Origin of the sequence: Porphyromonas crevioricanis, assembly GCF_900167225.1 — a bacterium.
Lineage (GTDB): Bacteria > Bacteroidota > Bacteroidia > Bacteroidales > Porphyromonadaceae > Porphyromonas > Porphyromonas crevioricanis.
In genome coordinates this window covers 51,830-74,204 of the sequence record NZ_FUXH01000006.1, presented here as the reverse complement: position 1 = coordinate 74,204, position 22,375 = coordinate 51,830, and the positions used below count along the sequence as shown (strand labels likewise).

The following is a 22,375-nucleotide window of genomic DNA, read 5'->3' as shown; positions in this document are numbered from 1 at the left end:
GGTGTGTAGAGACCTTGCCTTGGTGTCGGTGCAGGGCAAAGGTATATTATTCCGCTTTTCTGTGCCGGTTGAGATTGTTTGTGATACAGCTTTTGTTGCGTTATCTATAGACTTTTGGATTCGGTTGTCCATCCGAATATGTTCCTTTTGTTCTCTACCTCGAGCTCTTGTGATTGCTGCATTTTGAAAAGTCCGGCAAAAAGCTGCTGAGATAGCCTCTTGGTGCCTATGCAATGGTCTTCGATTGTGTGGACCTGCTTTTACCGGAAGCCTCCCTTTCCGAAAGTGCGTATCTTTGCCCGCACTAATAGTTTGAAGACGAATACATACAATGAGTACTATATTGATCAAGTTCGTTCAACTGATGCTTTCTTTCACCATACTGGTGCTTGTGCATGAGTTGGGGCATTATTTGTTGGCTCGCTTGTTTCGTGTGAGAGTTGACAAGTTCTATATTTTCTTCAACCCGTGGTTTTCGCTTTTTAAGTACAAACCCAAAGGGAGTGACACGGAATGGGGGATTGGCTGGCTGCCTTTCGGAGGATATTGCAAGATTAATGGAATGATAGATGAGTCGCTGGATCGTTCGATCGAAGGCACTACTCCTCAGCCCTACGAATTTCGTTCCAAGCCGGCTTGGCAACGCTTCTTGATCATGGTTGCTGGTGTTGTCTTCAATTTCCTGTTGGCAATAGTCATCTACGCCGGGATCATCTACACTTGGGGGCGTGACGAACTCCCGTCTGCTCGTATAGAGAACGGTATGGCCTTTTCGCCTGTGGCAGAGTATGCCGGCTTCCGGGATGGAGACATTATTCTTGCTACAGATGGTCGTCCTGCCGATATTCTCGATGCTGGTTTCATGCGTTCGGTAGCGCAGGCTGAGAGTGTGCAGGTTCGCCGCGAGGGCGTAGATACGACTCTGCTGATGCCAGATGATCTGATGAAGCGTCTCCTGCTCGATGGCCGAGGGTTGATGTACATCCGCTTCCCTTTTGTAGTGGGAGAGGTAGTTCCCGGCAAGCCAGCCGAGCGTGCTGGGCTGAAAGCCGGTGACAAACTGCTTGCCATAGAGGGGCGGAAAGTGGACGAGTTTCGCCAAGCAAGGGCAGAGATACATAGCCGTAGAGGCCAAGTTGTACCCATGACTTTTGAGCGTAATGGAGAGGTCTTGGATCTTTCTGTTCCTATAGATACTGCCGGGCAAATCGGTGTACTCACGGAGATGGATCTTTCTAAGCTGTATCAGGTAGATCATCACAGCTACAATTTGATAGAGGCTGTCCCGGCTGGAGTTCGGTTGGGTGTAACAACGCTCAAGGGCTATATCGGGGATATGAAGTATGTGTTTACCCCCGAGGGGGCCTCGCAAATAGGAGGTTTCGGGAGTATAGGGAATCTCTTCCCTCCTGTTTGGGATTGGCGTGCTTTCTGGAGTATGACAGCTTTGCTCTCTGTGATTCTCTCGGTTATGAACCTTTTGCCTATCCCGGCATTGGATGGTGGGCATATTGTCTTTTTGTTGATCGAGATGATCACAAGACGTAAGATGAAAGAGCAATGGCTTATCCGGGCACAGTTGATAGGTATGTTTCTTCTCTTTGCCCTGATGATATATGCCAATGTGAAGGATTTGGTTCGTTTCCTCTAAGCTCATTTGGTAAATGTCATTTCGGATTTATCCCTCGAATTTCGAGGCAAAAATTGGCTTTGATGAGCTGCGTCGTTTACTCTCTTCTTACTGCGGATCAGAACTGGGGCAAGAACTTGTCTCAAATCTCCATGCAACAGACGATTTTACCTCTATCGAAGCCTGGCTGCATCAGACAGCTGAAATGCTTCTGCTGATAAGGCAATCGCGCCCAATCCCTTCTATTGTTGAGACAGACTGTCGGTTGGCTCTCCGCAGGATACGGCCCGAGGGGACTTACTTGGAGCAGGAGGAGCTGCTCTCGGTACTCCACTCTATGCAGTCGATAGAGGCAATTGTTGCCTTTGTGGCTGCACACAATGTCCCCGAAAATGAAATAACGGTTCCTTACCTGCAACGGGTCTTTTCCGGTTGTCATACATACCCTGATCTGAGCCGGCATATTGCGTCTCTGTTTGATGTACGTGGCAAGATTGCTGATACGGCTTCACCGGAATTAGGAACTATTCGGCGAGAGATAAGTCAGATTGAGCGGCAAATGAGTCGCTTGATAGAGCGAGCGATGCGCCATGCCAAGGCCGAAGGGTACATGGAAGCTGACGCCATGCCTACGGTCAGGGATGGCCGTGTGGTGTTGCCGATCATCCCTTCTCACAAAAGAGCTTTGGGTGGGATTGTTCAGGGGGAATCCACCACCGGGCGCACCGTATTTGTGGAGCCGGCTGAAGTGGTAGAGGCTGGCAACAGGCTTCGAGAACTGGAAGGAGAGGAGCGTAGAGAAATTATCCGTATTCTCATACAGACTACTGCTCAAATTAGGAGTGTCGCACAAGAGATCATAAGAGGAATTGCCTATTTGGCTCAATTCGACCTGATTGTAGCCAAGGCCAAGTTTGCTCACAAGTTCAATGGTAATTTACCACATCTATCTCCCCAGCCGGATTTGTTGTGGGTAGGAGCTACTCATCCCGTATTACAGCAATCTCTATCTGAGCATGGGCGTTCGGTGGTGCCATTGGATATTACGCTTTCTTCCGATAATCGCATACTGGTTATTTCCGGGCCCAATGCCGGGGGAAAGAGTGTGTGTCTCAAAACAGTCGGTATTGTCCAATATATGCTGCAATGCGGTTTGTTGCCGACTCTTTCGCCAGACAGCCGGGTAGGCATATTCGGTTGTCTGGCTATTGATATTGGGGATGAACAGAGTTTGGAGGATGATTTGAGTACCTACAGCTCGCATCTGAAGAATATGAAAGAGTTTATCCGCCTTTCCTCCGAGCGCAGTTTGTTGCTTATCGATGAGTTCGGATCGGGTACCGAACCTCGTATTGGAGGAGCTATTGCGCAGGCCCTTTTGCATCGGTTTAATCAGGCCGGTTGCCGAGGTTTGGTAACAACCCACTACCACAATCTCAAACTCTTTGCCGATGATACCCGCGGGCTCGTCAATGCCGCTATGCTTTACGACAGACATGAGATGCGCCCTCTTTTTAAGCTCAGCATAGGTCGCCCCGGATCGTCTTTTGCCATTGAGATTGCCCGCAAGACAGGTTTGCCCGAAGATGTGATAGATATGGCTTCCGAGCTTGTTGGGCAAGATTATACCGATATGGATAAATATCTGCAAGATATTATCCGTGACAAACGCTATTGGGAGTCGAAGAGAGAGAAGATACGTCGGGAAGAAAAACGCCTCACAGAGAGTGCTGACAAGTATGCCCGGCAGTTGGAGTCTTTTGATACAGAGCGCAAACGCCTTTACAAAGAGGCTGCTGCCGAGGCCGGACGCTTGTTGGACGAAGCTCGTAGTCGCATCGAAGGGACGGTTCGAAGCATCAAAGAAGCCAAGGCCGAACGAGAAGAGACCTTGAAAGCTCGCAGAGAATTGGAGGATTTTCGCAGACAAATAGCCGAATTGGGGAAGACTGAAACAGCCAACTCACAGCCCAAAGATGATCGCTATACCCGCGAATTGGAAAAGCTAAAACGTCGCAAAGAACGTAAGGCTGTGGGCAAAGTCCCTACATCTGGTTTGCCTGTCGAACCTGAGCGGCAATCTCCGGTTGCTCCTCCTCGTTCTCTTCGCTTGGATGACCTTTCGGTAGGTGATTTGGTCAAAATTAAAGGGCAGCAAGCCCTCGGTCGAATACTGGAGATTAACAGCCGGGATGTATGTGTAGCCCTCGGGATGCTCAAAGTAAATGTGTCGATAGATAAGATCCTTTTACCCAATGAGCGAGAGCAGGAGCAAGCCGATAAGCAGCAGGAGCAGCTGCGTGATACGCGAGTGTCACGTCACTCCAATGTGATAGATACTATACATAACAAACGGCTTCAGTTTAAGGCCGATTTGGACGTGAGAGGTATGAGAGCAGCCGAAGCCATTGATGCTGTGGCTTATTTTGTCGATGATGCCATACAGCTATCTGTTCCACGAGTGCGTATTCTCCATGGTACCGGAAGCGGAGCTTTGAGGATGGCTATACGGGACTATTTGAGTGGAGTGGTGGGAGTACGGCAATATAAAGATGAACATGTACAGTTCGGAGGAGCTGGTATCACTGTGGTCGATTTGAACTGAGTGGGATTGTGGAATAGTCTCATTCTAAAGAGATTCCATGTCTCCAAGGTTTATAAAAAAAAGCGGCACGACCCGGAGAAAGGGTCGTGCCGCTTTTTTTGCGCCCGGCAGAGCCGGATCATAGAATTGGAATGCTTTGTTTATCGTCTGTTGCCCAAAAAGCGCAACACGAATAGAAAGAGGTTGATAAAGTCAAGGTAAAGAGTCAGGGCTCCCAGCAGTGCTACTTTGCGTGTCTCTTCGTTCTCTTCATATGCCTGACCAAAAAGCTTTCTCAGCTTGTTTACGTCATACATCGTCAGGCCTGTGAAGATTAAGACTCCGGCTCCAGATACTATAAGGTCCATCATGGAGCTACCTACAAAAAGATTTACCACAATGGCTATCAATAGGCCTATGAGAGCCATATAGAGAAGTTTCCCCATCTTGCTCAGATCCATCTTGGTCGTGTAGCCCAAAATAGCCATTGCCCCAAATGTGCCGGCCGTGATTAGGAAAGTTGTCATGACCGAACTACCTGTAAACATGAGTAATATCGGACTGATCGTAACTCCATTGAGCAAGGCGTAAGCCCCGAACATGAGGGTTGCTAATCCGAAAGACAGACGTCTGATGGCTGCTGAGAGAAGCATCACCAAGGCAAACTCCGCAATACACAAGCCTAAATACAAACCTCTGGACTGCAGCAAGGCAATGTCGAACTGCTTGTCATGTATGATATAGGCTGCCAAAGCGCTGATGCCTAAGCCTATAGTCATCCATAGGAAAACAGAGCACATCAATCGTGAAGTAACCTCCGAACTTATCGCATAGGACTGTTCGTAGTGATTGGTTGGTTGTTCATTGTAATCTATCATGGTTGTAACAATTGTAGGTTATCTGAAAACTGCATCAACTCAATTCTGCATACTTGCCAAAAACTCGATGTTGGAACCGGTCATCTCAAGTCGTTGTTTGACGAACTCAAGAGCTTCCACAGGGTTCATATCCGATAGATATTTACGGAGGATCCACATACGGTTCAGTGCTGTTTCTTCCAAGATTAGATCATCTCTTCGAGTGCTGCTAGACACAATATCAACAGCTGGGAACAGTCGTTTGTTGGCAAGTCTGCGATCCAATTGCAGCTCCATGTTACCTGTACCCTTAAATTCTTCAAAGATCACCTCGTCCATCTTCGATCCTGTTTCCTGCAGAGCTGTAGCTAAAATGGTAAGGCTACCTCCATGCTCTATATTCCGGGCAGCACCGAAGAACCGTTTGGGTTTTTGCAGAGCATTAGCATCGACACCCCCGGAGAGGACTTTGCCCGATGCCGGTTGAACTGTATTGTATGCACGCGCCAGGCGGGTGATGGAGTCGAGTAGGATTACTACGTCGTGTCCGCATTCGACGAGGCGTTTGGCTTTGTTGAGCACAATTTCGGCCACCTTCACATGGCGTTCGGCCGGTTCGTCGAATGTAGAAGCAATGACTTCGGCATCCACATTACGGGCCATATCGGTTACTTCTTCGGGGCGTTCATCAATTAACAGGATCATCATGTAAACCTCCGGATGGTTAGCAGAAATAGCGTTGGCTATATCCTTTAGCAGCATCGTTTTACCTGTCTTAGGCTGGGCTACAATCAGACCACGTTGCCCTTTTCCGATAGGAGTGAAAAGGTCTACTATACGTACAGCTGTCTTGTCGTTGACTGAGGCTACATTGGGGCATTCGAGCTTGAATTTCGAATCAGGAAATAGAGGTGTGAGGTGGTCAAAGGGAATACGATCCCTGATTTCCTCCGGGTTACGACCATTTACAGAAATCAGGTCAACAAAGGGGAAATACTTCTCTCCCTCTCTGGGAGGGCGGATTGTGCCTTCCACCACATCGCCTGTTTTAAGAGCTGCGGCCTTGATCTGTTGTTGAGAGATGTATACATCATCCGGTGAGGTGAAGTAATTGTAGTCCGAAGAGCGGAGAAATCCATATCCATCGGGCATAATCTCCAATACGCCAGTGCATTGTAATATACCGGAGAAATCATACAATGGCTCATTGCTTTCTTGTGCTATTGGTTCCACTGTGCTTTGAGCCATTTGTTGCCGCTGTTGGCGAGTCCCGGGTGTATGCGATGGTACACGCTGAGAGACTACTCTTTTGGACTGAGCCACTCTGGGCTGAACCGGTTTGCTGTTGAAAGGCAAGACTTGGTCAAGTACCGAAGATCCGGAGTCATTATGCTTAAATACCATTCTAGTCAGATCAGTGCTTTCGCTTTCTGTCGCTTTTTCTTCCCCCATCTGATCTTGCTTGGGTTGAATGTTTTTTTCGGCTTTCTCTTCTGACTCAAATCTGGGGCGAGCGGTTGGCTGCGGTTTATTACTTTCCTCTATATCAAGGATGGCTGGGTGAATTTGCTTTCTCTCTACTGGTTCTTGCATATCACCTTGGGGTACTTGAGATGCGGCCTGAGTGAGGATGTTCAGAGCAAGTTCCCGAGCAGCCACTTCTTCCTTAGAGGGACGACCTCGACGGCGTTTGGGAAGTTCTTGAGCAATCTCTTCCACGCTTTTCCCAGAGCCTGCTACCTCTTTGGCCAAATCAACAACCACATTGGGATCTATAACGCTCTCTACGGCCTCCAGCTTGGCACGTATTTTTTGATTGTCTACCGGAGTAGCTGATTCTTCATCTTTTTGTCCGGAGTTTTCTCGGCGGTTGTTGTTACGGTTGTCGGTAGGAGCCCTACGGTCATTTCGTCGCTCCTCTCTGCTTTTTTGTCTGTCAGCCTGTGCTCCGGCCATGGCAATGGCTTGTTCATCCAATATACCGTAGATCAGATCCTGTTTGGAAGGGTTGCTGTCCAAGTTCAAATCCAGTGCACGTGCTATTTGTTTCAGCTCTTCTTCCGATTTGGCACTCAAATCTACTATTGTGAATTTCTGCATAAAGAACTCCTATCTGTATTGATACTTGATGTTTTTTCTTTTTGTTTTGGAAGGGGATGCAATTGACAATTGACTTTAGGCGAGTAAAACAAATTGAAAATAAAAGAGACTCATCCTTTCTGTTTTTCTCGGAAAGACCTCTTCTGGCATACGATAGTATGCTCTCACCCCCAAAATCGATATCAAAGGAACATTTTCTATCCTTTGAGCATCGCAAATATATAGAATATCGTCTTAATAAGGAACAAAGGCATACGGATTGTGGATCCGAGGCACACTCATTCCCTCTCACTTTCGGAGAAAAGCAGAAAGCACAGTTGTGTCTGCCTGCACTGGTACTTCGGAAGGAGTCGTTTGCAATTGCTCTGTTCGCGTTGCACTTTCATCGGCAGAACTACTCATGTCGATGATCTTGAGAAGATTGCCAGTGAAAAACTTCACTGAGATAGCTAATAGCAGCACTCCGAAGAATTTGCGCAGAATATATACTCCACCTTCGCCTAAAAACTTTTCTACCGGTCCCACATATTTAAGCATGAGGAAGATTGCCAATACATTGATCAGCAGGGCGCAGAGTATATTGATTACGGCAAAACCATCGGCACGCAGGGTAAGCATGGTAGTGAAAGACGCAGCTCCGGCGAAGAGGGGAAAAACAAGAGGTACGATTGTGCTACTGTTGCTCGGCCCATCATCCTTGAATACTTGTATCCCAAAAATCATTTCCACAGCCAATACGAAAAGAACGACAGCTCCGGCTACTCCAAAAGAGGAAATGTCTACACCGAAGAAACCCAGCATGGGCTCTCCAACGAAAAGGAAAGCTATGAGCATAACCCCGGAGTACAGGGAGATACGGTTGGGACTGATTGTTTTACCCTGAGTTTTTAGGCTAAGAACAATAGGGATAGCTCCTATTGTATCAATAGCTACAAACAAAATCATAAAAGCACTGAAAATAGCTCGAAGGTCGAAGCTCTCAAGGTCAGCTAAAAATTCATTCCACATGTGGTTTTTGTTGTTAAATAGTGGTACATGCATTAAGATCCTACACTCGAATATACTCCTCTCTCTTTCAACTTCTATCGAGGCTCACGAATGCACATACGGACAGAACAAAAGTACTGAGGGGAGGGATCGTAGCCTTGGTCTAGGCCGATTGCAGACACAAGGGACCCAAGTGGAGCGGTAGGCGAGGCTCGAACTCGTGACCCTCAGCTTGGGAAGCTGATGCTCTACCAACTGAGCTACTACCGCATGATCAGCGGATGCAGAAAAACCGCCTATCGGCTACAAAGGTAGAAAAATGATCGTTTTGAGCAAACACTTTTCTGTATTGAATGCAACAGCTTGATGTCGGAATGTGCTAGCTCTATTTCCCACATAAAACTTCGTTTTTTGATATACCTTTGACAGAGGAGGTGAATATTTCGGCTGGGTTTGTGCTCCGGAGCTTTGCCTCTCTCTTTTTATTTTGGATAGAGTTGATGGTAAATGGCTTTCTCACAATAGAAGACAATAAATAGAATGAAACAATTGAATATCGCCATCGTCGGTGCGAGTGGCGCCGTGGGGCAAGAGTTGTTGCGAGTGTTGGAACAAAGACAATTCCCTATTCGTCAGCTTACGCTCTTTGGTTCGGAGCGTTCGGCAGGTAGTACATATTTATTTGCTGGTAGAGAATATACAGTACAGTTGCTCAGACAAGAGCCAGAAGATTTTAAGGATATAGATGTGGCTTTTTGTTCGGCAGGAGGGAGCGTTTCTTTGGCCTATGCCGAAACAATCACCAAATATGGTTGTCTGATGATAGATAATTCTAATGCATTTCGTATGCAGGAGGATGTGCCGTTGGTGGTACCCGAAATCAATCCGGAAGATGCTCTTAGTCGCCCCAAAGGCATTATAGCCAATCCTAATTGTACAACCATACAGATGGTGGTTGCTTTGGGAGCTATTGAGAAGCTCTCACATATTCGTCGTGTACATGTTGCTACCTACCAGGCTGCCAGTGGAGCCGGAGCTTCGGCCATGGCAGAGTTGGAAGAGCAGTCGAGAGAGCTAGTCGAGGGACGCAAGGTAACGGTGAAGAAGTTTGCACATCAACTGATGTACAACTTGATTCCTCAAGTGGATGTATTTATGGACAACGACTATACCAAGGAGGAGATGAAGATGTATCACGAGACACGCAAGATTATGCATAGTGATATTCTTGTTAGTGCCACATGTGTGCGTGTGCCGGTCATGAGAGCGCATAGCGAGGTAATATGGGTAGAATGTGAACATGAGTTGAGGATAGATGAAGTCCGAAAGGCCTTCTCGGAGACTCCCGGTATCGTATTGGTAGACACTCCTGCAGAAGGGGAATATCCAATGCCATTACATGTGACAGAAAAAGATCCTGTATTTGTTGGGCGCATCAGAAAAGATCTCTCGAACCCCCATGGAATTAGTTTTTGGTGCGTAAGTGATCAAATACGCAAGGGGGCTGCTCTTAATGCTGTGCAGATAGCCGAGTGGCTCATTGCCCACGGAGATTTGAAGTAGCATAATTCGAAACATTGTCTATCTTACGCCCCGAAATAGGGGAGTATTCGGCCTATCTAATCTCAATTAGGAGGGTAGAGAGGAATAAACCCCAACCGGATCGAATGATCCAAGTAGATGAAGGGAGTGCTGTGCAATGCGTGCTCTCCGTGAAGTGAAGATGAATAGGTTAAACCTCATAATACGGAAGGAATAGAGTCATGAAAACGAATAAGCTGATACTTCTGCTGGGGATGCTACTAACCATGGGTGGTAGTTTGTACGCTCAAAACGAGGATCCCTATGTAGACGATGTCTACAACACAAGAGGCCGTATAGTAAAGGATTACAAGACAGGCGCGAAGAAGGGAGCCCAGGACCTCGAAGAGGCTCGGCGTGATGCTTATGCACAGGAAGTCTCCGAAGGGGTCTACCCAATTGCCAGTGATGCTGAACTGGAGGCTTACAATAGGCGTAGACAAGGCGATGTACAGAAAGCCGAAGTGAAAAGACAAGCGAAAGTAGAGCGAAAGAGGAGACCACATCGCTGTGCCGGTCCGGGAGTCTACTCTCGTCGCTTGAGTCGCTTCTATGACCCGGATGTGAGAGTAAGAAATGCCGATGAAGTGAACATATATATAGATGACTATGGTTGCCACGGTTATGAGTACGACAGAGGTTGTTACGACGATGGAAACACTTATGTTAATCTGTATGTAGGCGCTTCCTCTTGCTGGGGCGTTTATGATCCTTGGTGGCCTAACTCTTACTATCCTTGGTATACCGGTTGGGATTATTATCCCGGTTGGGGCTGGAGTTGGCATTGGGGTTGGAGAGGCCCTCGTTGGGGTGGTTGGTATGGCTGGTATGGTCCTTCCTATCCTTATCCCGGTTGGGGATGGGATTGGGGTTACCATCATGGTTTCTACGATGGCTATAGAATCGGCTACGACAACTATCGCTACCGTAACTTCTCACACGGTTCTCGGTCTAACAACTATTACTATGATCGGGGCAATACCTATGAGCGTCGTCACCATTCACGATCCACTTATGATCGGGACAGTCGGGGTAATTATGACCGCAATAACAACCGTGATCGTTTCAGTACCCCCTCTCGCAGTCGCTACAACAGTGACAGACAGGGACGTTACAACAGCCCTTCACGTAGCAATCGCTATGATTCTCCCTCACGTGGCAGTTACGACAGTAACCGCCGTGGTAGATATTCTTCTCCATCGCGCAATTCGAGTGGCAACTATAACACTCCTTCTCGTAGGAATTATGATAGTGGCAGTGGTAGATATTCCACTCCATCTCGTAGTAGTGGTAGCTCTTCGCCATCTCGCAGCAATAGCTACAGTACCCCTTCTCGCAGTAGCTCATCGAGTGGGAGTTATAGTACTTCCTCTCGCAGTGGCAGTAATGCATCTTCCAGATCATCATATACACGTAGCAGATGAAATCTATATTTATGACATGTAGTAGAGGGCTGTTTATTGCCCTGCTTGTAGCGACATCTTTGTCCCTGACTCCTTTTATCTCCAGTGCGCAGTCGGAGACAGACGTGGTTCGTTATAGTCGTTCGGAGCTTGCCGGCTCTTCTCGTTACAAAGGTATGGCTGGAGCTATGGGAGCTGTGGGTGCCGATTTCTCTTCGGTTAGGCAGAACCCTGCCGGTTTGGGGCTCAATCGTAGGTATTTCGGGCTTTCTTTTTCTTCAGATTTAGAACGCCATTCCCATGGGGCTGAATGGATGGGGAAGAAGGGAGATGATAATACCTCCCATCTTACTTTTAGTGAGTTGTCTCTGGTTATGTTGTTGCCGACTTCCGATGATACGGATGTTTCCTTGGGGTTCGGCTTCCAGCGAGAATACGACTTTAGTCGCAAAGTGAATATTTCCGCTGCCAATCCCGGAGCTTCCTTGGCCGATTATGTATCGGCAATGCTCAACAATATTCAGAACCGTACTGGTGGGCTGATTTCGCACAAGGATTTGGGAGCAAAGAACTTCAATAATCCTCGGATTCCTTGGCTCGGTATCCTCGCTTATGAGGGAGGTTGGATAGATTCCAATGATGAAGCTGGTGGAGTTTACTTTCCGCGCTATGTCTATGGAGACAAAATCGAATTGCCCACAGCTGGAGAGATGTGGTTGGAAGAGAGTGGTAGCAAGTTCCGCTACGATATGAATATCGGAGTTGGTATAGGAGAGACCTTCTATTTTGGTTCAGGTTTGGATATTCATTCAATCTCCTATCAGGGTAAGAGTAACTATACCGAGTGGTTTTTGAAGGATGATAGTGATGGAAAGGAAGATTATTTGGGTCTCGATGGTTTGGTAGAATCCAAAGGTGTTGGTATGGGATTGAGTGTGGGTGTTATCTATGCTCCTGTTCCCGAACTTCGCTTGGGAGCTGCCTATCATTCGCCTACATGGTGGTCTATGGAGAGAGATTTCCGTGCCACGGCTTCTTCTCGCTATGGTGGAGATCGAGCCTTATTGGATGAGCATGGCAATGTGGTCAAGGACCTGAAGGTACAGTCTGAAGATGGTTTGAATCGCTTTTCTATGAGGACTCCCGGGCGTTTCGCTGCTTCTGCGGCATTGATCCTTGGGCAGCGAGCTGTTTTGAGTGCCGATTACGAATATATTGATGTCGGTACAGCCAAGTTGAGTGACGATGAGGTTGCGTCAGCCTATCAGGCCGATAATAGTGCAATCAAGGAGGATTTTGGTTCAGAACATATATTCCGTCTGGGGGCAGAGTTCAGGCTGACCAATCGCCTCAGTCTCCGTGCCGGTACGATGCAAGGTTCTCAGCCGGTGAAGAACAAGAGACTTACCAATTTTTCCGGTTCACAAGAGCAAGAGGTTTTGGTAGCTGGTACCACTCCTCACTATGTTTTACCGGGCAAGAGTTCTGCATATACATTGGGTTGGGGGTATCGAATCACTCCAGAGTGGAGCCTTGATATGGCTTTGGTATGGCAGCGTTATGAAAGCCATCTGATTACCTTCCCCTTTATCAATGATGAGGGAGCCTTGTTAGGTTCACCAGCAGGGCTGGTAGAGCCACGTTTTACTCAAAAACCAATAACTCTGAATAGAGACAAGATGACTATATCGGCTACCTTGGCCTACCGTTTCTGAGAAATTCCTGCATTCTGCAGAGTTCGGCAAAAAGGCTGTTGAAGCTTTTGCTGCAATCTTAAAAAAACGAAGCGAGCCCTGAAAGTTGGATAAAAACTTTCAGGGCTCACTTCGTTGGTACAGCCTCCTTTCTCGATTAGGAGACAGTGGGAGGGCTATTTTATTCTCATTTGTAGCATTGTTACACTATAGAATGATCCTGAGAGGCGCAACGGCTCCTTCTTGATTTTAATTCACTTGAGTTTCATACCAGTATTTTCGATCATGTTGCCTGTTGTGATACTTTTTTGTCCGGTGAGATAATTGATATTGACATTTTCTCCCTCCCCGGTCATACGGTTAAAACTGTCACTTTGTTCACCGATGAGATAAAAGTCACCTGACTGGAACTTGTATCTATATGTGGTGGCCCTGGTGTTGGCCGTACCCATACTCGTCCAGAAAGTGACAACAATATCCATTGCTTCTTTTGGGGTGATTGAGATTTCAGCATTGGTGTCCATAGATTCATCCACGCAATGCTAAGTCATAGTGGGATCAAAAAGAAACTCGCCAAGGGGAGGGAAATACGAGATCAATTCGATATAATTTGTAAAGTTTCATCCGGGCTCTGAGCAAGAAAAATCGAGGGAAAAGCTCACGAATACCCAACCCCATATTTTCTTTTTTACCCCTTCCGATCCTCTCTCTCAAAAAGCCCTGTTCATCGGTATTCTGAGAGGGTCAAATTTTTCACAGGAGAAAAATTTTATTCTCTCCTGTGTTAGCAAAAATTCTCTCAGGAGAGAATTTTTGCTTTTTCCGGTGTCACAGAAAAACAGACCCCATAGGAATCAAAAAGAGGAAGAAACTTCAGGTGCATAAGTCTCATTTTGCTCCGAAAAAAGGCTCTGGCGAAGACGCATAAATAAACATATATGCATCTTTCTAAACGAGGTGTTGTCCGGAAAATTCTTGGAAAAAATTGCCCTTGATAAGCTATCGCATGATAGACTTCTTCTTGTGTCATTCTCTACTACTTGTGCTTTCTCTTTCTTATTACCTTTGTGTTGCTATGTACCGTTTGTCCGTGATGCCAAATACTTTGCACCATTTTTGGAGGGGTCGTTTAAGATTTCTGCAAGGCTTTCTGTCAATGGTCTTGCTGTGGGTGAGTGTGGCTCTTCCGCTCGAAGCACAGTTGAGGGTGGAGGGGGTGCGTTCTCATAAGGCTGTAGAGGACAAATTTGGTCGAGTAGAGGTACATCTCTTGGCTTCTCTTGATAATGCTCGGCTTATTCTGTCAGCTCCCCCCGGCTCTCAGCTTTGGAGCTATGTCTCGTCAGCAGAGACGGCGGTGTTGTTGTCTTCTTCTCCTTCGGATGGAGTCTTTGTGGTGGATAAGCCGGAGAACGCTACTGGCTACTTTGTGAAATCGGGAAATGGGGATTTGCAAGCCTACTGGATTGTTGATTATTCTTCTTACCCGTTGCCAGCTGCCATTCGGGTAGCCCAAGAGCAACCTGATCCATGCAGTCTAGTTGTTATTGAGTGGGAGGGAGATATACGACAGATTCGCTACCATACTCCTGCTGGTATGGAGAAAGGCTTGGAGCGGAAACTACGATTTGTCTACCCCGATTGGGTTTGGGAGGAGAAGAGTCGTAGCTATACCGATAAGCAGAGCGTTTATGACGTGGATGCAGTGGGCAGTCGTGCTGAGTTGCCGGCTTCTCTCGTCGATGCTGCATACAGTTTGGAGGGAGACAATTTCGCTGCGGCTTTAGGTGTTACTCTCCAACCCTTGTACACGGAGCATTATCTAACCAAGCGGTTGGACTTGCATCCATACATAGATGTTATTCGTAGCAGTCAGCCTGATAAAGAGGAGAAGCCCGATCTTGACAAGCTCTTGGCTGATGCTTCAGCCCCCTTGCATGTGCAGATGGATGTTTTTGCCAATGAGCCATCGGCCTCTCTCTATTCATGGTTTATTTATCCACAGGGGAAGACTAAAGAGGAGGCTGTTGTTCGCTATTTGGGCAAGAGTTTCGATTACACATTCGAGCAGGCCGGGGAGTATATGATTGCTCTTGAGGTTAGCAATAGGGATCATAGTTGCAGCGACCATGGCTTTAGTCGTGCTGTGAAGATCAGAGAGTCGATGCTTGAAGTGCCGAATGCTTTTAGTCCGGGAGCTTCTGCCGGTATCAATGATATTTTCCGTGTACAACACCGTTCATTGGTTTCTTTCAAAGCCCAAATATATGATCGGAACGGGCTGCTGCTATACAGCTGGCAGGATCCGGACGGAGGATGGGATGGCAAATACAATGGTCGGCTAGTATCTCCGGGTGTATATTTCTATGTAATATCGGCCAAAGGAGCCGATGGGCATGAGTACAGCGAAAGAGGGCATATCAATATCATTGGCTATGATGGGGCTGAATCCCAACCCACGCAATAGTCATGGGTGGAGATTTAAGATCGAAGGGAAGGATTAGTGGGGAGTTTTTATAAGATGGATATAGAAGTATACGCAGCCAGAGAACATAATTTGAAAGAGATAGACGTCCGGATACCGAGACATGCACTCACCGTGATTACCGGTTTGAGTGGCAGTGGTAAGTCTTCTCTTGCTTTCGATACACTCTATGCCGAGGGGCAACGTCGTTACATAGAGACCTTTGGGGCCTATGCCCGAGGTTTTCTCTCTGGAGGAATGGAGCGTCCCGATGTGGATGAGATAAGGGGATTGGGACCGGTGGTTTCCATTGAGCAGAAAACGACCAATCGTAACCCCCGCTCCACAGTAGGTACGGTGACGGATATATACGATTTCTTTCGCTTGCTGTATGCCAGAGCCGGTACTGCTTATTCTTGGGCCAGTGGAGAAAAAATGATCAAACATACAGAGGAGCAGATCATAGACCTCTGCATGAAGAGATATGTAGGGAAGCGAATTATTGTCTTGGCTCCGGTGGTCAGAGAGCGTAAAGGACATTACAAGGAGCTTTTCGAGAGACTTCGTCGCAAAGGTTATCCCAATGTCCGTATTGATGGGGAGATTAGGGAGATATATCTGGGAATGAAGTTGGATCGTTACAAGCTTCACTCCATAGAGGTGCAGATAGACAAGATCCATATTCGTGGAGAGGCTGATCGGGAGCGTTTGGCTTCTTCGATTGCTTTGGCACTGAGAGAGGGAGACGGATTGATAATGATAGTCGATGTAGATAGTTCGGAGCAACGCTACTACAGTCGTTCGCTGATGTGTCCCTCCACGGGTATCGCCTATCGTGATCCTGCTCCACACAACTTTTCTTTCAATTCGGCCCAAGGCTACTGCCCTTGCTGTAAGGGATTGGGAGTGGTAACTGTGCCGAATCGGGAACGGATATTCCCGGATCCGAATCTTAGTATCCGAGCCGGAGGGATTGCTGCTCTTGGCAAATACAGAAACACCTATACTTGGGATACGGTGGAGACCCTTTGTCGGAAACATGGTTTGTCGCTTTCTGTGCCCATAAAGGACTTGCCGGAACCATTTGTCAAAGAATTGTTTTTCGGTACAGATGAGTTGGAGGAGAACAACTCTTCAGACTTTTCCTTTGCCGGTTTGCAAAGCCTTCTTCTGGATGCTCGTATGGATCCTGATATGCCGGTGGAGTTTCGTCGGGATATAGAAGAATTTCTAAGGCCGGAAGTCTGCCCCGAATGTAGTGGCTTCAGACTCAATAAGGAGGCCTTATACTACCGCATTGATGGACTTAATATCGGGCAGGTCAGCCACATGGATATTCGTTCCCTCTATGCATGGGTAGAGACATTGGAAGATAAATTGGAGGGGCGACAGAGAGCTATTGCCACAGAGGTTCTCAAAGAAATTAGAGGAAGGCTGGAGTTTCTTCTGGATGTAGGTTTGGGCTATCTCTCTTTGGATAGGCCGGCAGCAACGCTTTCCGGAGGAGAGAGCCAGCGTATTCGTCTGGCTACCCAAATTGGAACGCAACTGGTGGAGGTTATTTATATTCTTGATGAACCCAGTATTGGCTTGCATCAGCGAGATAATATTCGATTGATACACGCCTTGGAGAAGCTAAGAGATATTGGTAATACCGTAATTGTCGTAGAGCATGACAGAGATATGATGCTGCATGCCGACTACTTGATTGATATGGGACCAGAGGCCGGTCGTAAGGGAGGGGAGATCGTATATGCCGGTGCACCGCAGGGAATTGTTTCGGCAAGCGGACTTACAGCCGATTATCTTGTAGGGAGGAGAGAAATCTCCGTACCTGTCGAGAGACGAAAGGGAAAAGGAGTGGAGCTGGTACTCAAGGGTGCTATGGGGAATAACCTCAAAAGTTTGGATGTGCATTTCCCTCTTGGTACTCTTATTTGTGTGACTGGAGTCTCAGGTAGTGGCAAAAGTACCCTCATCAACGAAACGCTCTATCCTATCCTGAGCCAGCATCTTTATCGATCTCTCGAAAAACCTTTGCCTTACAAGGAACTGCAAGGAGTGGAGCATGTAGATAAGGTGATAGCAGTAGATCAGTCTCCTATTGGGAAGACTCCTCGCAGCAATCCAGCTACTTACACAGGGCTGTTTACCGATATTCGAGCCTTATTTGTAGCTTTGCCGGAGGGTAAGGCTCGTGGCTACAAACCGGGTCGGTTTTCTTTCAACGTGGCTGGTGGAAGATGCGAAACCTGTAGTGGCAATGGCTTCAAAAGCATTGCTATGAATTTCCTGCCCGATGTATTGGTGCCTTGTGAAGATTGCGGTGGTAAGCGATACAGTAGAGAAACCCTTGAGGTGCGCTACAAGGGGAAGTCTATAGCGGATGTGTTGGATATGACCATCAATGTGGCCATAGAGTTTTTTGACCAGGTTCCACAGATAAGACGCAAGTTGGATGTGTTGAAAAGCGTAGGGCTTGGCTACATCAAGTTGGGTCAGCCATCAGCAACGCTCTCGGGAGGAGAGAGCCAGAGAGTGAAGCTTGCCACGGAATTGATGAAAAAAGACACCGGACGCACCGTGTATATCCTCGATGAGCCGACCACCGGCCTGCATTTTGAAGATATCAGAGTGTTGCTGGATATTTTGAATAGATTGGTTCACCGCGGCAATACGGTGATTGTGATTGAGCATAACATGGATGTGATCAAGTGTGCAGACTATATTGTGGATATAGGTCCCGAAGGGGGAGCGCAAGGAGGGCAGCTCGTCTTCGAAGGAACGCCAGAGAATTTGATCACTTGTGGAAGAGGCAGTACTGCCATTTATCTGAAAGAAGAGTTGGAGCGTAGCACTGATGAGAAAGCAGTTGCGTTAACCTGAACCTAATAATGTATTGGTAGTTTATGGACTTGAAAATGAATGAATCGAGACTTTCGAATAAGATTTGTCCGGAAGGGATGAGTGTGGAGGAATGGCAGGCTCAGCTTAGAAGAGAAAGCGCTGCCGAGGCGAATTTTCAGATAGAGCACCTGGATGACAACCGTATCTGGGGCGACTATCTGGTGTACAGCGGTACAGGCAAGTACAAGGTCGCATTTCGTGGGGTGAGATCGGACAAAAATTACTGCTCTTGTCTGGATTTTCGCACCAACGGTTTGGGTACTTGCAAGCATATAGAATCGGTAACAATGCATTTGGCTCAAGAGGTCCCCGGATACCCATGGGCCAATATTACCTATTCGGCTCCCTATTCCTCTATTTATGTGAGTTATAAGGGAGGTCGGTCTATCAAATTCCGAGTTGGAGATAATTTTAGTCGGGAATTTAATGCTCTCAAGAGGGAATATTTCTCCGAGGATGATACGTTGCCCGTTGAGAGGTATAAAGACTTGGATGAGATTTGCGAACGGGCGATTGCCATTGACAGTTCTTTTCGTTGTTACGAAGACGTGTTTGAGTTTGCACGGCAGATAAACGACCAAATTGTCTGGGAGAAAAATGTAGAGCAGCTTTTCCCGACACATAAGGTGGATACCCCCTATGCCATGCAGCTGCCCGAGTCTTTGAGAGCTAAGGTTTATGATTATTGTCACCAGGGATATGGTTTGATAGTCAATATCACAGATACTGTCGTTGCACATGAAATACTGGCTTTGGCAGAGGCTATATGTACAATTGAGACTGATCATGAGCCTTTGGGTATAATCCTTGTGGAGGATGTGATTCGCCTGAATTACTGGAGAGCTTTGCTCGATCAGTCCGGTTTGGATGACCTGCCTATACAGGTGGTCATAGACCAACAGTTTGCCAAGCAGGTATATACAACAAGCCCTACCAGCTCTTTCGTGTATGTGGATAAGGCCGATAATCTGAAAGAGTGGCGCAATCCGGTTTCTTCGGCTCTGAAGAGATTCAAGACCGAACATTTGTACATGCGTATCTCTAATATCTCAGCCCTTACGCCCGTGCAGCTGTCTTCTATTTTGCAGCATATCAATCCATATGTGTTAGGGCCGTTCTACAAGTTCATTCACCAGTATAGACCCATTTTCCCTCTGCATAATGACGGATCCAATTTGCCCGACCTCTTAGCTCCTTTTGTTTTTTTCCACGACAAGGAGGATATCACAAGGACAACCAAGGATCTGATGCGAATGGTGCCGAATGTCCTGACTCCCGGTATTGAGACCAACAACAAAAAGGTGAGTGATTTTATCGCAGCCTTGGGTCAGGTATTGGAAGATCAGACTGCCAGAGAGAAATTATTGGAGCTACTCAAAAGGTGCATATAGACAGGTGACAGAGGGACAAGAGACCTATCTCGACCATTTGAGTCCGGCGCAGCGAGAAGCTGTGGAGTATATCTCCGGGCCAGCTCTAGTTATTGCCGGAGCTGGCTCCGGCAAGACGCGTGTGTTGGTGGCTAAGGTGATCCACTTGCTGCAACAGGGGCTGTTACCCCAGGACATCATGGCTCTCACTTTCACCAACAAGGCTGCCAAAGAGATGAAAGAGCGAATTTCCAGGGAATTGAATATGCGACTGCCTTGGAATTTCAGAGTTGGTACTTTCCATTCCATTTTTTTGAGAGAGATCAGGAATCATGCCGAAAGGCTTGGACTGAAGTCGGATCTTACCGTTTATGATACTGTGGATCAGAAGTCGCTTGTCAAACTTGTTGTCAAGGATTTGCTGTTGGATGATAAGGTCTATACACCCAAATTCTGTTTGTCACGAATATCCAATGCCAAGAATCGCTTGATAGATGCTCGCGAGTATGCAGAGAACAGGGAGTTTGTTGCTTATGATGCAAAGAATAGAGTTGGTCGATTTGCAGATGTCTATTCCCTCTATCAGTCTCGATTGAGAGCTTCTAATGCTGTTGATTTCGATGATATATTGGTTTGTACTAATGTCCTTTTGAGAGATTTTCCCGATTTGAGGGATGAGATGAGAGCACAGACCAAGTATCTGCTTATCGATGAGTATCAGGATACCAATTTGGCGCAATACGAAATTGCTTATCGTCTGATGGGCGAGAATGGCAAGGTCTTTGCCGTAGGAGACGATGCCCAATCGATCTATTCTTTTCGAGGGGCTAATTTGGACAATATCTTGAAGTTCCAGCAGGCTTTTCCCACAGCAAGGCTCTTTAAGTTGGAGGAGAATTATCGCAGTACACAAAATATCGTGCGCACGGCCAATCGTTTGATCGCTCGCAATACACGACAGATTCCCAAAGAAATTTATTCATCCAGGCCAGAAGGGGATGAGGTAGAGGTACATTCTTGTTATACGGATATTACCGAAGCTGTGTATATCTCGGAACAACTGAGTGAATTGCATCAAAGTGAGCACATCCCATTTGCCCAGATGGCAGTTCTTTACCGCACCAATGCCCAGTCTCGTCTCTTGGAGCAAGAGTTGAGGAAGAAATCTATTCCTTTTCATATACATGGAGGGATGTCTTTTTTCTCCTACAAGGAGATAAAAGATATTATGGCATATTTGAAACTCATTGTCAATCCTGATGATGAGGAGGCTATCTATCGCACAATAAATTTTCCACGTCGAGGGATAGGCGATACAACGATTGCCAAGTTGAGAGTACTTTCCCGAGAGAAGGGGCTCTCTCTCTCGGAATTGATAGCTTCTCCTGCACGGATGAGTGAGGCGAATATTCAGCGATCTGCAATAGTCAAGATCTCCGGCTATGTCGAATTGCTCGATAGGTTGCGGCAGATGGCACAGGATGATTTGACAGCATTGGTTCGGGAAGTGATGTCCGACACTGGTATTGCAGATTTCTATTTCGGAGACAAGAGTGTGGAAGGTATTTCGCGTCAGGAGAATATCCGAGAGTTGCTCAGTGGCATTGCACAGTATCAAGAAGCAGAAAATGAGGATGGCCGTGTACCTACTCTCACTTCATTCCTCAATGATATGGCTCTGCTTACTGATCAGGATCGTTCTGACGAGGAGGAAGATCAGGTTACTTTGATGACCATTCACGCAGCCAAAGGTCTGGAGTTCCCCTATGTCTTTGTTGTTGGTTTGGAGGAGAATCTTTTTCCCAGTTCTTTGTGCAATACTCCCGGAGAAATGGAGGAGGAGCGAAGGTTGCTCTATGTCGCCATTACACGAGCGAAAGAGAAATGTGTACTTACGTTTGCGCATAACCGTTACCAGTCCGGTCGTTCCGAGATGCGTGCACCAAGCCGTTTTATCAAAGAATTGCAGGGAGAAGGTTGTAGGACTGCTGGCAAATTGTCGAACCTTGGTGTTTTCTCTGGTTTGAAAGATCAGTATGGGAATGGACAGGAGCGTCCGGAATGGATGTTGCGTCCGGCCACTGACATGGAGCATGCGCCCGAGCATCAACCTAAAACATCCGGTCGTAAGCTCAGGAGAATTTCCTCTGGAGGAAATCTTCTGGCAAAATCTTTCGGGGAAACCCAAGAGGGAGAGACAGAGGATTTTGCTGTCGGAGACAGAGTCCTTCACAGTCGTTTTGGAGCCGGTGTGGTCACATCTTTGGATGGATTGGGGAGCGATGCAAGAGCTACGGTTTTGTTCGATACTGTTGGGCAAAAGTTGCTTTTGCTTCGCTTTGCCAAATTAAAGAGAATAGGATGAAGGTTCTGCTTATCGATAGAAAAGAAAAAGGTATCAGAATAACCATTCTGATACCTTTTTTCTTTATGCTTACCGGCTTCTCCCAGTCGGGGCTTGCAAAAGCCTGAGTTTAGAGAATCTCTACCTCGGAATCTTCTTCTATTGCGAGGATTTCAGGCTTTTTGCTCAACTCTCGTATCTCTTGGGGGCTTAGAATGGCTGAGATAACATTAGGGGTTAGAGTTTTATAGGACTGCAACCCAAGAGAGCTTACTTCGCTATCCTCTTTCATAACGAGCAGTACACTCATCGGTTTTGCTTCATTTGTTTGGAGGAGTTGCTCCAACTGCGGATGTATTTTAGCCATGGTTGTATTGTATTTGATCAAAAAAACTTGAGACTGTTTCGTTCACTGACTTAGAGAGTCAATCCCAAAACAGTCTCAAGCTGCTAA

General features: G+C 46.9%; 14 protein-coding genes and 1 tRNA gene. 9 read left to right on the top strand and 6 right to left on the bottom strand.

Annotated elements, in window-relative coordinates:
• Positions 1–331 precede the first annotated feature (331 nt).
• Positions 332–1,651: an RIP metalloprotease RseP gene (gene rseP, locus B5D48_RS04870; RefSeq protein ID WP_023938606.1), complete on the top strand. Its 1,320-nt coding sequence runs from the start codon at positions 332–334 to the stop codon at positions 1,649–1,651.
• Positions 1,652–1,664: 13 nt separating this feature from the next.
• The gene (locus B5D48_RS04865) at positions 1,665–4,235 is read left to right on the top strand and encodes an endonuclease MutS2 (RefSeq protein ID WP_023938604.1); all 2,571 of its coding nucleotides are present in this window, start codon (positions 1,665–1,667) and stop codon (positions 4,233–4,235) included.
• Between the two features lie 140 nt (positions 4,236–4,375).
• Here the strand turns inward: B5D48_RS04865 and B5D48_RS04860 are convergent, their stop codons facing one another.
• The 4 genes from B5D48_RS04860 to B5D48_RS04845 all read right to left on the bottom strand — a co-directional run bounded on the left by B5D48_RS04860 (position 4,376) and on the right by B5D48_RS04845 (position 8,428).
• Entirely contained in the window at positions 4,376–5,092 is a 717-nt protein-coding gene (locus B5D48_RS04860; protein ID WP_023935709.1) for a Bax inhibitor-1/YccA family protein, read from the bottom strand.
• A gap of 39 nt (positions 5,093–5,131) precedes the next feature.
• The gene (rho, locus tag B5D48_RS04855; RefSeq protein WP_023935708.1) at positions 5,132–7,171 is read right to left on the bottom strand and encodes a transcription termination factor Rho; all 2,040 of its coding nucleotides are present in this window, start codon (positions 7,169–7,171) and stop codon (positions 5,132–5,134) included.
• Positions 7,172–7,459: 288 nt separating this feature from the next.
• The gene (locus B5D48_RS04850) at positions 7,460–8,179 is read right to left on the bottom strand and encodes a MarC family protein (protein WP_023935707.1); all 720 of its coding nucleotides are present in this window, start codon (positions 8,177–8,179) and stop codon (positions 7,460–7,462) included.
• 173 nt (positions 8,180–8,352) lie between these two features.
• Positions 8,353–8,428, bottom strand: a tRNA-Gly gene (locus tag B5D48_RS04845).
• A 279-nt stretch (positions 8,429–8,707) separates the two neighbouring features.
• On the opposite strand from B5D48_RS04845, the gene B5D48_RS04840 reads away from it, so the two are divergent.
• The 3 genes from B5D48_RS04840 to B5D48_RS04830 all read left to right on the top strand — a co-directional run bounded on the left by B5D48_RS04840 (position 8,708) and on the right by B5D48_RS04830 (position 12,857).
• A complete protein-coding gene (locus B5D48_RS04840; RefSeq protein ID WP_036888281.1) occupies positions 8,708–9,721 on the top strand; it encodes an aspartate-semialdehyde dehydrogenase in 1,014 nt (337 codons plus the stop codon).
• Positions 9,722–9,921: 200 nt separating this feature from the next.
• Entirely contained in the window at positions 9,922–11,163 is a 1,242-nt protein-coding gene (locus B5D48_RS04835; RefSeq protein ID WP_023935704.1) for a hypothetical protein, read from the top strand.
• Positions 11,160–12,857 (top strand): OmpP1/FadL family transporter, encoded by a 1,698-nt coding sequence (locus B5D48_RS04830; RefSeq protein ID WP_036888076.1) that lies wholly within the window; start codon positions 11,160–11,162, stop codon positions 12,855–12,857. Before B5D48_RS04835 ends, B5D48_RS04830 begins: the two co-directional genes overlap by 4 nt.
• Positions 12,858–13,090: 233 nt before the next feature.
• On the opposite strand, the gene B5D48_RS04825 is transcribed toward B5D48_RS04830, so the two are convergent.
• The gene (locus B5D48_RS04825; protein ID WP_023935701.1) at positions 13,091–13,360 is read right to left on the bottom strand and encodes a hypothetical protein; all 270 of its coding nucleotides are present in this window, start codon (positions 13,358–13,360) and stop codon (positions 13,091–13,093) included.
• A 632-nt stretch (positions 13,361–13,992) separates the two neighbouring features.
• Here B5D48_RS04825 and B5D48_RS04820 point away from each other — a divergent pair.
• The 4 genes from B5D48_RS04820 to B5D48_RS04805 are packed head-to-tail and all read left to right on the top strand — an operon-like array spanning position 13,993 to position 21,942.
• Positions 13,993–15,303, top strand: coding sequence for a T9SS type B sorting domain-containing protein (locus tag B5D48_RS04820; RefSeq protein WP_052115827.1), 1,311 nt, complete (start codon positions 13,993–13,995; stop codon positions 15,301–15,303).
• Between the two features lie 54 nt (positions 15,304–15,357).
• A complete protein-coding gene (gene uvrA, locus B5D48_RS04815; RefSeq protein ID WP_023935693.1) occupies positions 15,358–18,186 on the top strand; it encodes an excinuclease ABC subunit UvrA in 2,829 nt (942 codons plus the stop codon).
• Between the two features lie 35 nt (positions 18,187–18,221).
• Positions 18,222–19,598, top strand: a complete 1,377-nt coding sequence (locus B5D48_RS04810; RefSeq protein ID WP_036888278.1) for a hypothetical protein — start codon at positions 18,222–18,224, stop codon at positions 19,596–19,598.
• Between the two features lie 4 nt (positions 19,599–19,602).
• Positions 19,603–21,942 (top strand): ATP-dependent helicase, encoded by a 2,340-nt coding sequence (locus B5D48_RS04805; RefSeq protein WP_023935688.1) that lies wholly within the window; start codon positions 19,603–19,605, stop codon positions 21,940–21,942.
• Between the two features lie 109 nt (positions 21,943–22,051).
• Here B5D48_RS04805 and B5D48_RS04800 read toward each other — a convergent pair whose 3' ends face one another.
• The gene (locus tag B5D48_RS04800; RefSeq protein ID WP_036888073.1) at positions 22,052–22,288 is read right to left on the bottom strand and encodes a protease inhibitor I9 family protein; all 237 of its coding nucleotides are present in this window, start codon (positions 22,286–22,288) and stop codon (positions 22,052–22,054) included.
• Positions 22,289–22,375 lie beyond the last annotated feature (87 nt).

Excerpts from the sequence above, each read along its gene's own strand:
- rseP (WP_023938606.1), top strand. The coding sequence starts at position 332 with ATGAGTACTATATTGATCAAGTTCGTTCAACTGATGCTTTCTTTCACC.
- B5D48_RS04865 (WP_023938604.1), top strand. The coding sequence starts at position 1,665 with ATGTCATTTCGGATTTATCCCTCGAATTTCGAGGCAAAAATTGGCTTT.
- B5D48_RS04860 (WP_023935709.1), bottom strand. The coding sequence starts at position 5,092 with ATGATAGATTACAATGAACAACCAACCAATCACTACGAACAGTCCTAT.
- rho (WP_023935708.1), bottom strand. The coding sequence starts at position 7,171 with ATGCAGAAATTCACAATAGTAGATTTGAGTGCCAAATCGGAAGAAGAG.
- B5D48_RS04850 (WP_023935707.1), bottom strand. The coding sequence starts at position 8,179 with ATGTGGAATGAATTTTTAGCTGACCTTGAGAGCTTCGACCTTCGAGCT.
- B5D48_RS04835 (WP_023935704.1), top strand. The coding sequence starts at position 9,922 with ATGAAAACGAATAAGCTGATACTTCTGCTGGGGATGCTACTAACCATG.
- B5D48_RS04830 (WP_036888076.1), top strand. The coding sequence starts at position 11,160 with ATGAAATCTATATTTATGACATGTAGTAGAGGGCTGTTTATTGCCCTG.
- B5D48_RS04825 (WP_023935701.1), bottom strand. The coding sequence starts at position 13,360 with ATGGACACCAATGCTGAAATCTCAATCACCCCAAAAGAAGCAATGGAT.
- B5D48_RS04820 (WP_052115827.1), top strand. The coding sequence starts at position 13,993 with ATGGTCTTGCTGTGGGTGAGTGTGGCTCTTCCGCTCGAAGCACAGTTG.
- uvrA (WP_023935693.1), top strand. The coding sequence starts at position 15,358 with ATGGATATAGAAGTATACGCAGCCAGAGAACATAATTTGAAAGAGATA.
- B5D48_RS04810 (WP_036888278.1), top strand. The coding sequence starts at position 18,222 with ATGAATGAATCGAGACTTTCGAATAAGATTTGTCCGGAAGGGATGAGT.
- B5D48_RS04800 (WP_036888073.1), bottom strand. The coding sequence starts at position 22,288 with ATGGCTAAAATACATCCGCAGTTGGAGCAACTCCTCCAAACAAATGAA.